Genomic DNA, 9949 nt, shown 5'->3' on the forward strand with positions numbered 1-9949 from the left:
TTCTCATTCCACCTCTCCTGAGGTGGAACGAGGTTAAAATTTAATTAATTTTTATCAAAATATCTTTCAATCCCATTTGCTAAACCTAAAGCAACTCTCTTTCTATATGTTGAATTTACTAGTCTTTTAGCTTCCTCTGGATGTGAAATAAATCCTACTTCAACTAAGACAGCTGGCATCTGAGCGCCTACTAAAACCCAAAAAGGCCCCTCTCTTACTCCACCATCTTTTACCTTGTAGTTTTTGTTTAACTCTCCCAACATTCCTCTTTGTAAGTCAATGGCTAGTTTATTTGATGCAACTATTTTATGAGAGTTTAAAAACTTTAAAAAGGTATCTTTTCCATACTTGTTCATCTCACTAAGATCTGCAGAGTTCTCTTTTGCAGCTACCCTTTCAGCTTTTTTAGATCTTGATGGAGATAAAAAATAGCACTCTACCCCCTCGGCTTTATGTGCATTTCTCTTCTCTACTGCATTTGCATGAATACTTACAAAGACATCAGCTCTTTTGTTATTTGCAAAAGCAGTTCTTTGGCTTAATTTTATATACTTATCACTATTTCTTGTCATATAAACTGTGTACCCACGAGATTTTAAAATTTTTTCTAATTCTTTAGATATCTTGTAAACTACAATTTTTTCTCTATAGTTTTTATATCCCACCGCTCCTGGATCTTTTCCACCATGACCTGCATCTATAACTATGACTTTATCTCTATCAACTCTTTTAGGAAAATTTGATTTCTCTGGTTTTTGTTTTACTTTTTGTAGGGTTTTATTTTTAGTTGAAGCGAGCATATTTATAACAAGCTCTTCATCATCTTTTTTAAAACTTATTTGGACTTTTTGACTATCTTCTATAACAAGTCTTAGTGTGTTTGAGTTGTATTGTGCTATTTTTATTCTGTCAATATTTTGCTTATTTAAGCTTTGTGAGTCTGTTAGCATGGATGCATGAACATCAAAGACGTACCGATATCTTTGCTCTTTTGCATCATAAAGTGTAAAGTAGTTTATTTGATTATTTCTTAGTTTTTTGTCAAATTTTAGAATAAGTCTATCATCTCGCCATTGTATTCGCTTTAACTTATGAGATGAAGTGATTTTAATATTTTCATTTTTATGATCTTTAGGTTTTTGCTCTATTTTTGGAGCTTTATATGTAGATGCTTTTGGTTTTATAGCTGCTAGTTCTCGTTCATATTGAGAAATATCTATATGAAGTGCTTTACCACTTTTTACAATCCCCTTTAGTGCACTAGCTTGAAGTTTTTCGTCTTCTGCCATAATAGAACGAAGATAGAGATTTTTGTAGTCATTATATGCACGAAAGTGATTCGATTTTGACTCACTTTTCATAAAGCCATCAGCTCTTTTTAAAAGTTCTCTATCACTTTGAGCATAAAGAGAGATAACAAGAAGAAGAAGAATAATAGCAAATAAACGCATCATCAGCTATCTATTCACCTTCAACAAGTTTTTTCATTAACTCTTTTACTGAGATTATCTCATTTAATCTGTAGCCATTTGTTCCTGAGAAAAAAAGACCAGTATCCATATTTCCTAGAAAAGCATCACTTAATCTATCTGCTATACAAAAGCCAACTACTTTAGCTTCTTCTCCACGGTTACATGGTTTTACACAGTTAGATATACACTTAATAGCTGGGCCTTCTCTTTTATCAACTAAACGAGTTAGATTTGTAACTACTCCTTGAGCCGGATATCCAACAGGTGAGCCCATAAGTTTGATATCTTCTTCTTTAGCATTTAGTATAACTTCTTTAAAGTTCTGATGAGCATCACACTCATGAGTTCCAATAAAACGAGTTCCCATCTGAACGCCAGCTGCACCAAGAGAGAGCATCTGTTCGATGTCACCCTTATCCCAAACTCCACCAGCTGCAATTACTGGAATATCTCCCCATAGAGCCGCTTCTTCAACTACTGGTCCTACTATATTTTCTAGTTGATTTTCTTCTAGCTTGCATTGCTCATATGTAAAGCCTTGATGTCCTCCACTCTTTGGACCCTCAACTACTACTGCATCTGGAATTCTGTTATACCTTTTTTTCCATCTTTTACAGATAATTTTTAGAGCTTTTGCAGATGAAACTATAGGTACAAGAGCAACATCTGGAAAACCTTCTGTAAACTCTGGCATATTTGTAGGTAGTCCTGCTCCAGTTATGATGATGTCAATTCCAGCCTCACAAGCATCTCTTACAACTCTACCATAATCATTTATAGCATATAAAATATTTGCAGCTAGAGGTTTATCTCCAGATATTTTTCTTGCATTTGAGATGATTTTATTGAGTCCCTCAGTTGAGTAGAAATTCACCTCACTTAATGGTCTATCTGAGACTAGTTTTTTAGCATAAGCTTTATCTTCGTAGTATCCAGTACCTACAGTACTAATAACTCCTAATCCACCCTCTTTTGACACATTACCAGCTAACTGATCCCAGCTAATACCAACGCCCATCCCACCTTGGACTATTGGGTGTTTTATAGTGTATTTTCCAATCTTTAATGACTTAAAACTCATCTAATTAACCTTTAATTTTGCAAACTTTCTTTTTCCAACTTGGAGAACATACTCACCTTTAATAAGTTGCAACTCTATATCTGAAATTTTTTCTTGATTTATTTTAACAGCACCTTGCTTAATATCTCTTCTTGCTTGTGAAGTAGATGGCTCAAGATTGCAATCGACTAAGGCTTTTGCAATCCAAATCTCACCCTCAGCACTAAACTCTTCTATTTCAGTAGGGATTTGGCTTTGAGAATGTACTTTTTGAAACTCTTCTTTTGCCTCTACAGCCATCTCGTAAGTGTGATATCTAGTAGTGATCTCTAATGCCAACTCTTCTTTAACACTCTTTGGATGAAGAGATCCATCAGTAACACCTGCTTTTAAAGCCTCTATCTCATCAAGAGTCTTTGTACTTAGTAGCTCGTAAAATCTCCACATAAGTTCATCAGAGATACTAAGGATTTTTCCATACATATCATTAGGTTCATCAGTCACACCTATGTAATTGTTTAGTGATTTACTCATCTTTTGTACTCCGTCAAGTCCTTCAAGAATTGGCATCATAAGTACAGCTTGCTGTTTTTTAAGATCATATACTTTTTGAAGTTGTCTTCCCATTAAGAGGTTAAACTTCTGATCCGTTCCACCCACTTCTATATCACTTTTTAGATGTACACTATCGTAACCTTGAAGAAGTGGATATAAAAATTCGCTAACAGCTATTGGTGTGTTAGATTCGTATCTTTTTGAAAAATCATCGCGCTCAAGCATTCTAGCTACTGTTAGAGTAGATGCAAGTTCTATGAGCCCCACAGTTCCAAGGGAGTTTAACCAGCTTGAATTATAAACTATATCTGTTTTACTCTCATCTAAAATTTTAAAAGCTTGTGTTGTATAACTTATTATATTTTTCTTTATGTCTTCATTGCTTAAAACTTTGCGAGTAGCACTCTTACCACTTGGATCACCAATAGCTGCAGTAAAATCACCTATAAGAAACTGTATTCTTGCTCCATACTTTTGAAATGTTGCCATCTTTTGCAGTAGCACTGTGTGACCAAGATGTAGATCTGGTGCAGTAGGATCAAAACCTGCCTTTAGAGTAAAAGTTTTTCCCTCATCAAAATAAGCTTTCAATAAATTCTCTATTCTATCAATATCGATTATTTCAGCACAACCTCTTTGTACCTCTCTTAAAGCTTCTTGTAACATCTATATTCCTAATTTTATAATAATTTTAACGATATGCATCATCTGTACGAATCAGATGAATCACTTTTATTTTTTGCTCCATTCTAGCACGAAGTGAGTTAATATCAGCTTCTTTTGACTCAAATCCAAGCTCACAATATCTTGAAGATTCACTTTTGTTTTTACCTAGTTCGATGGAGTTTATATCAATGTTTAACTTAACTAAAAAGTTCAAAAACTCAGCTAGCGTCCCTTTTCCACTGTGAAGGGAGACTATCATATTATAGTTATAAATATTTTGTCTCTCCCATCTAACAAAGAGCATCTTCTCATTTGCTTCTAGTTTTTTGATGGCACTCTTGCACATTTTATGATGCACATAAGCTTTTGATTTGTCTAAAAATGCAACTATTTCATCACCAGCTTTTGGATGACAGCAGTAGTCAAAGACAACATCACTTATGTGTGAGTTACTAAACAACTCAACACCTTTTATACTGTAAGGTTTTAGCTTAAATCTATGGCGAGTTAGAAATCTTTTAAACCTTGAATTTTTACTAATCTCTAAAGTATATCTATGCATAACTTCACGAAGTAGTTCTATATCTGATGGTATATTTGCTCTTCGCTCAAAACTGTTTCTATCAAACCACTCTTCAACTCTTGAGTTATTAAGCTTCATTGCAGTAGCTACTATGTTTACGCTCGACTTTGCATTTATATCTCTAAGTCTTGCGTTACAGTTTAGTCGCATATTTGTTTTGGCTTTAGATGTTTTCACTGCATCTATCCATGAACATCTTGTGATGATCTCATCAGACATATTTATTTTTATTATATCGCCATTTTGAAGTTCACTCAGAAGTGAGGCTTTTGCCTTATTTACAAGTGCTGACTTTGCTTTGTTTCCAACTGCACTATGAACTGTATATGCGAAGTCTAAAACTACTGCACCACGAGGAAGAGTAAAGGCCTCCCCACGAGGTGAAAAGACTGCTATATCTTCAGAATACAAATCATTCTTTATAAGTGCATAAAAGTCTTCAACTGATTCATTTTGGTAGCTTAGATTGTTTAGCCAGTCTAGTTTTATATTGTTCCCGCCACTTTTATATTTCCAATGCGCTGCAACCCCAAGTTCTGCAGTGTTGTGCATCTCATGAGTTCTGATTTGGACTTCAAAAATAGCAGTTTTATAAAAAACAGTAGTGTGAATAGTTTGGTACCCATTATCTTTTGCAACTGCAATATAGTCTTTAAATCTTGATGAGAGAGGTTGAAAATTTAGATGAATCAGCCCTAAAATATTGTAGCATTTTACTGGATCTGTTGTTATGATTCTAATTGCTAAAAGATCTAGGACTTCATCTATTGTGACGCCTTTTCTTTGCATCTTTAGATAAATTGAGTAGCGATGCTTAACGCGTGAGAGTATTTCAAAGTCATCTTCACAGATACCATTTTTTAAAAGTATCTTATTTATAGACTCTTTAAACTCTTCTAACTTCATCTCTATAGCGTGATAATGCGTATCTAGGTAGTTGTCGATATGGTGTTTTTCTTCTTTGAAAATATATGAAAAACTCAGATCTTCTAATATATTTTTTAAAAAAGAGATACCCAATCGATGTGCAATTGGAGCGTAAACCACAAGTGTTTCTTCTGCGATTCTTATCTGTTTATGTTCTGGGAGTGCATCTAGGGTTAACATATTGTGAAGTCTGTCGCAAAGTTTTACTACTAAAACTCTTACATCTTCGATACTAGCAAGTAGCATCTTTCTAAATGAGAGCGCTGAGACAATAAGTTTTTCGTTTGAGCTAGACGGTACAAGCTCTATATCACGAATTGTATCTATCTTTGTAAGACCTTCAACAAGATGTGATACATCACTTCCAAATAACTCTGTGATAGTTTCGATCCCGACATCTGTATCTTCTACAATATCATGCAAAAGTGCAGCTATTGCCATTGATTCATCATCTGTAATGGAAGCAACTATAGTAGCTACTAAAATAGGGTGAACTATATAAGGCTCACCACTCTTTCTAAATTGCTTTTCATGAGCTTCTTTTGAATACTCTAACGCTTCTTGAAGCCTCTTACTTGAGGCGATTTGAGTAAAGAGATACTCTTGTGCTGAGTCAACATCGTGTATATGTTTGACTTTTTCTATATCAACTTGACTCAGACTCAAATTGACTATCTTACGATATCTTCAAAGCCTTTTATAACTACAAGACCTTGTGCAATCTCCATTAAAGCCAAATCTGCTGCTTTAATACTTTTTGGATCGATATTTAATTTGCTTTTAGCACCATTTAAAATCTCATCACTTCTTTTTGCAACTGCAATTGCCAACTGGTAACGATCTAGAGTTGCATTATCATCTAATATTTTTGCTGTTAATTCTTCAACTTGCATAATTTAATTTCCTTTTATTTTTTTGTCACGGTATCGGAAGTAATTCCGCTACCTACGCTAACGCTGAGTTTTGCTCAGCGCAAGGCTCTCGGCACCTTGTGCCTCTTTCATAACCCTTTCGTTACGCCTTGGGAGAGGTGTAACTAGGCTACAGTAATGAGGTTAGGCAACACTATTGAACTATAGAACAATTCTCTCTATTGCCGTTTAGTATGTCTAGTAAGTTTCCTTTCTTAGACATATCACACACGATTATAGGTAGTTTATTATCTTTTGCTAGTGCTATAGATGTGTCATCCATAACTTTTATATCATCTTTTAAAGCTTGTTCATATGTTAGCTCTGATAATTTTACTGCGTCGCTAAACTTTTCTGGATCTTTATCATAAACTCCATCAACTTTAGTAGCTTTGATAATAACCTCAGCACCAATTTCCACAGCTCTTAGAGTCGCTGCTGTATCTGTTGTAAAAAACGGATTTCCAGTTCCTGCTGCAAAGATAACCACTCTGCCCTTCTCTAAGTGACGAACAGCACGGCGGTTTATATATGGCTCTGCAATTTGCTCCATTTTTATGGCGGTTTGCATTCTTACTTGAAGTCCTGCATGTTCACAAGCTTCTTGCATAGCTACGCCGTTTATAACTGTAGCTAACATTCCCATATAATCACCACTAGTTCTTTTGATGATGCCATCATGCGCAGCTGTAACACCACGTATAATATTTCCACCGCCAATTACAATGCCTACTTCTATGCCGGCATCTACTAAAGATTTTATCTCTTGAGCGATATACTTAAGTATCTTCGTATCGATCCCATGACCTGCCTCGCCGGCGAGTGCTTCACCTGAAAACTTAACCAGTACCCGTTTGTTAGCCATGCAATTCCTTTATATCTAAATCCGCGAATTATATTTAAACTTGTCTTTGATATTGCTTTTATAAATCTCTGTTTGTTTTATAACTCATCAGCATGACCAAAAAATATCTTTTGATCTTGGTTTTTTCTCATATCTTGAAGTATTTTTTTAGCTCTTACTTTGGTTTGCGCATCGAAGTAGATAAACATATTTCTCGAGAATATATAATCAAATTTACCAAGAGTTGCAAATGAAGCATCAAAAATATTTATAAGTTTAAAATCAACTAAACTCTTGATACTATCTCTTAAAATAAACTTGTCATCTTGTTTATAAAAATACCTTTGTATGATCTCATCACTAAGATTTCTTACATTTCTCTGCTTATAAACTGCCTTTTGAGCTTTATTCAGTGCGTCTGAGTTTATATCTATGCCTAAGATCCTAAACTTATCAGCACTAACTCCAGCTTCAAGAAGTGCGATAGCAATGCTATAAGGCTCTTCTCCAGTTGATGATGGCGCACACATTATCTTAACTAAAGAGACATCTTTTTTTACAAGACCTACTAACTCTTCTATCTGTTTGAACTCTCTATAAAAAAATGTCTCATTTGTAGTTAGGTAATCTATAAGTTCTTGCTTTATTACTGCATCACTATCTAGTAGATCTAGTAGTTTAGAAAATGAGCTTATCTCTCTTTGTTTACAAAATGTCATAGCTTTGTTGTTTAAGATATTCATCTGTTTATCAAAGGTTACACCTGTTTCGTTTTTGAAATACTCAGCAATTTTAGTTGCGTCACTGTAGTCAGTTGGCTCTTCTTCTCTCACTTCATCTAAGATCTTTTTTTCTTTTTTTCTAAAAAAACTAAACATTACGAACAAAACTCCCTTATCTCTTCTACTATCTCTTTTATGTCTAAAACTTTTATGTTTTGTATCTCTTTTCTAGCACGGCTAGGCATTCCATCCACAATGGCACTCTGTTGGGTTTCTGTCAAACATAAAGAACCATTTTCTTGTAAAGCCTTACAAGCTTCAACTCCATCTGCACCAATTCCTGTCAATATAACACTTAAAAATTTTATATCTTTAGTAAAAGGTAAAAAAGAGCTAAAAATATAGTTAATGTCTGGATTAAAAGTATTTATTTTTGAGTCTTTTTTACTAAATATTATTCCATTTGAATCTCTACTAACTCTAGTATAGCCTGAACAGACATAGATACCTGAGCTTACAAGGTAAGTTTTGTCATTAGCTGCGAAGATACTATTTGTTGGATCTTCATCCAACCTTTTTGCAAAACTATCCATAAAACCTACAACCATATGCTGAGCAATTACTATGCTGGTATCATTTAGTTTTGGTAAGGCTTTTATGATTTTTTCTATCTGCCCTGGTCCACCCGTCGAAGCTGCTATTAGGACTATTTTTTTTGGTATCTCGTAACTCATATTTGCTTTAGTATATCCATACAACGATACCTTTATATTTTCTTGAAATGTGATTGTATTATATCAAATATAAAACTTTATAACGCTCTTAATAGTTCACACACTATAATACTCAAAAAAATGCCTAAGGAAAGTTTTTATGAAGTTTAAAAAGTCTTTTTTTATCTCTCTTGTACTTTACACATCAACTCTATTTGCAGATAGCTCAGCTGTAGCTTTTATGTATCATCGATTTGATGAAGCTAAGTATCCATCTACAAATATAAAAATGGAGCAATTTAAGGAGCAACTCTCTTATCTAAAAGAGAACAATTACAATGTTTGGCACCTCTCTAAGATAATCTCTCATATCAAAGATAAAAAAGAGCTACCACCAAAGACAATAGCTCTAACTATAGATGATGCTTACATTAGTTTTTATGAAAATGGCTATCCATTACTAAAAGAGTTTGGCTTTGCCTTTAGCCTGATGGTTAGCACAAATCCAATAGATGTAAAATCCAAAAACTATATGTCATGGTCTCAAATGAGAGAGATGCAAGAACATAAAGCAGAGTTCATAAACCACTCAGTGTTACATAAATATCTTATAGATAAAAACAAAGAAGAGATTACAAAAGAGATCTTAAAAGCACAAAAGCGACTTCAAGATGAATTAGGAAGTTCTACTAATGAAAACCCTCGCCTCTTTTCATATCCTTTTGGTGAGTATGACCAAAGAGTTGAGGCTATCTTAGAAGAGTTGGATTTCATTGGTATCACACAAACTTCCGGTGCTATTGGCTTTGATACAGATCTAAGACGAATACCAAGATTTCCTATGGCTGAGGCTTATGCCTCAATGGAGAGTTTTATTACTAAACTAAACACAAAACCTATGCCCATAATCTCTGTTTTACCAAAAGACAATCTCATAGAAGAGAACAACCCTCCAAAGCTCACCATTACTCTAAAAGAGAGACTTCATAATATACAATGCTTTACATCAAATGGTGAAAAAATAAATCACACTTGGATATCACAAACTCAGCTAGAAGTTGTAGCAAATGAGAAGCTAAAACAACCTAGAGACAAATATACTTGTACCGCTCCTACAATGAAAAATAAATGGTACTGGTATAGTCATTTATGGATAATTAAATAGCAAAGACAATAAGGCATATTGCGTATTAACTAATCTTATAATAGTAACACTTACTATAGTTATGATAAATATTAGCATTATAAAACCGCTAGATAGATTTAAAGAGATACTTCTTAGCATCGGAAACAGCAGCGATTTAACTAAAAGAGTTGATGAAAATGCTCCTCTAGAGTTGTCCCAAATGGCATCAACTTTCAATGAACTCTTAGAGAGTCTCAAAAATCTTATAAAAATTTCTAAACAGAGTGCTACAGAAAATGCTTCTATCTCTCATGAACTCTCAACCACTGCAAAAGGTGTTGGAGAAAATGTTGAGAAGTCAGTTGTAGCC

Annotated in this window: 10 protein-coding genes; 2 read left to right on the forward strand and 8 right to left on the reverse strand. The window is 34.2% G+C overall.

Annotated features, from left to right (window positions below; all coding sequences use genetic code 11):
- Positions 1 to 44: 44 nt before the first annotated feature.
- From M0Q24_RS03360 to M0Q24_RS03395, 8 genes are all read right to left on the reverse strand, one after another.
- Positions 45 to 1454 (reverse strand): N-acetylmuramoyl-L-alanine amidase, encoded by a 1410-nt coding sequence (locus M0Q24_RS03360; RefSeq protein WP_295047251.1) that lies wholly within the window; start codon positions 1452 to 1454, stop codon positions 45 to 47.
- A gap of 7 nt (positions 1455 to 1461) precedes the next feature.
- Entirely contained in the window at positions 1462 to 2553 is a 1092-nt protein-coding gene (locus M0Q24_RS03365; protein WP_295047254.1) for a nitronate monooxygenase, read from the reverse strand.
- Complete coding sequence (tyrS, locus tag M0Q24_RS03370; RefSeq protein WP_295047257.1) at positions 2554 to 3753, reverse strand: tyrosine--tRNA ligase; 1200 nt, start codon at positions 3751 to 3753, stop codon at positions 2554 to 2556.
- Between the two features lie 25 nt (positions 3754 to 3778).
- Positions 3779 to 5929 (reverse strand): RelA/SpoT family protein, encoded by a 2151-nt coding sequence (locus tag M0Q24_RS03375; RefSeq protein WP_295047259.1) that lies wholly within the window; start codon positions 5927 to 5929, stop codon positions 3779 to 3781.
- 5 nt (positions 5930 to 5934) lie between these two features.
- A complete protein-coding gene (locus M0Q24_RS03380; protein ID WP_295047262.1) occupies positions 5935 to 6156 on the reverse strand; it encodes a DNA-directed RNA polymerase subunit omega in 222 nt (73 codons plus the stop codon).
- A 172-nt stretch (positions 6157 to 6328) separates the two neighbouring features.
- Entirely contained in the window at positions 6329 to 7039 is a 711-nt protein-coding gene (gene pyrH / locus M0Q24_RS03385; protein WP_295047265.1) for a UMP kinase, read from the reverse strand.
- Between the two features lie 77 nt (positions 7040 to 7116).
- Positions 7117 to 7896, reverse strand: a complete 780-nt coding sequence (locus tag M0Q24_RS03390; protein ID WP_295047268.1) for a CheR family methyltransferase — start codon at positions 7894 to 7896, stop codon at positions 7117 to 7119.
- The gene (locus M0Q24_RS03395; RefSeq protein ID WP_295047271.1) at positions 7896 to 8474 is read right to left on the reverse strand and encodes a CheB methylesterase domain-containing protein; all 579 of its coding nucleotides are present in this window, start codon (positions 8472 to 8474) and stop codon (positions 7896 to 7898) included. The genes M0Q24_RS03390 and M0Q24_RS03395 overlap by 1 nt, the downstream gene beginning before the upstream one ends.
- 139 nt (positions 8475 to 8613) lie before the next feature.
- Here M0Q24_RS03395 and M0Q24_RS03400 point away from each other — a divergent pair, with 139 nt between their 5' ends.
- Positions 8614 to 9618 (forward strand): polysaccharide deacetylase family protein, encoded by a 1005-nt coding sequence (locus M0Q24_RS03400; RefSeq protein WP_295047274.1) that lies wholly within the window; start codon positions 8614 to 8616, stop codon positions 9616 to 9618.
- A 61-nt stretch (positions 9619 to 9679) separates the two neighbouring features.
- Positions 9680 to 9949: HAMP domain-containing protein (locus M0Q24_RS03405; protein ID WP_295047277.1), on the forward strand; the 270-nt coding region annotated here is incomplete at its 3' end.

This window comes from Sulfurimonas sp., assembly GCF_023228785.1.
Classification (GTDB): domain Bacteria; phylum Campylobacterota; class Campylobacteria; order Campylobacterales; family Sulfurimonadaceae; genus Sulfurimonas.

Coding starts and splice junctions, on each gene's coding strand:
- M0Q24_RS03395 (WP_295047271.1), bottom strand. CDS start 8,474: ATGAGTTACGAGATACCAAAAAAAATAGTCCTAATAGCAGCTTCGACG.
- M0Q24_RS03400 (WP_295047274.1), top strand. CDS start 8,614: ATGAAGTTTAAAAAGTCTTTTTTTATCTCTCTTGTACTTTACACATCA.
- M0Q24_RS03390 (WP_295047268.1), bottom strand. CDS start 7,896: ATGTTTAGTTTTTTTAGAAAAAAAGAAAAAAAGATCTTAGATGAAGTG.
- tyrS (WP_295047257.1), bottom strand. CDS start 3,753: ATGTTACAAGAAGCTTTAAGAGAGGTACAAAGAGGTTGTGCTGAAATA.
- M0Q24_RS03360 (WP_295047251.1), bottom strand. CDS start 1,454: ATGATGCGTTTATTTGCTATTATTCTTCTTCTTCTTGTTATCTCTCTT.
- M0Q24_RS03365 (WP_295047254.1), bottom strand. CDS start 2,553: ATGAGTTTTAAGTCATTAAAGATTGGAAAATACACTATAAAACACCCA.
- M0Q24_RS03380 (WP_295047262.1), bottom strand. CDS start 6,156: ATGCAAGTTGAAGAATTAACAGCAAAAATATTAGATGATAATGCAACT.
- pyrH (WP_295047265.1), bottom strand. CDS start 7,039: ATGGCTAACAAACGGGTACTGGTTAAGTTTTCAGGTGAAGCACTCGCC.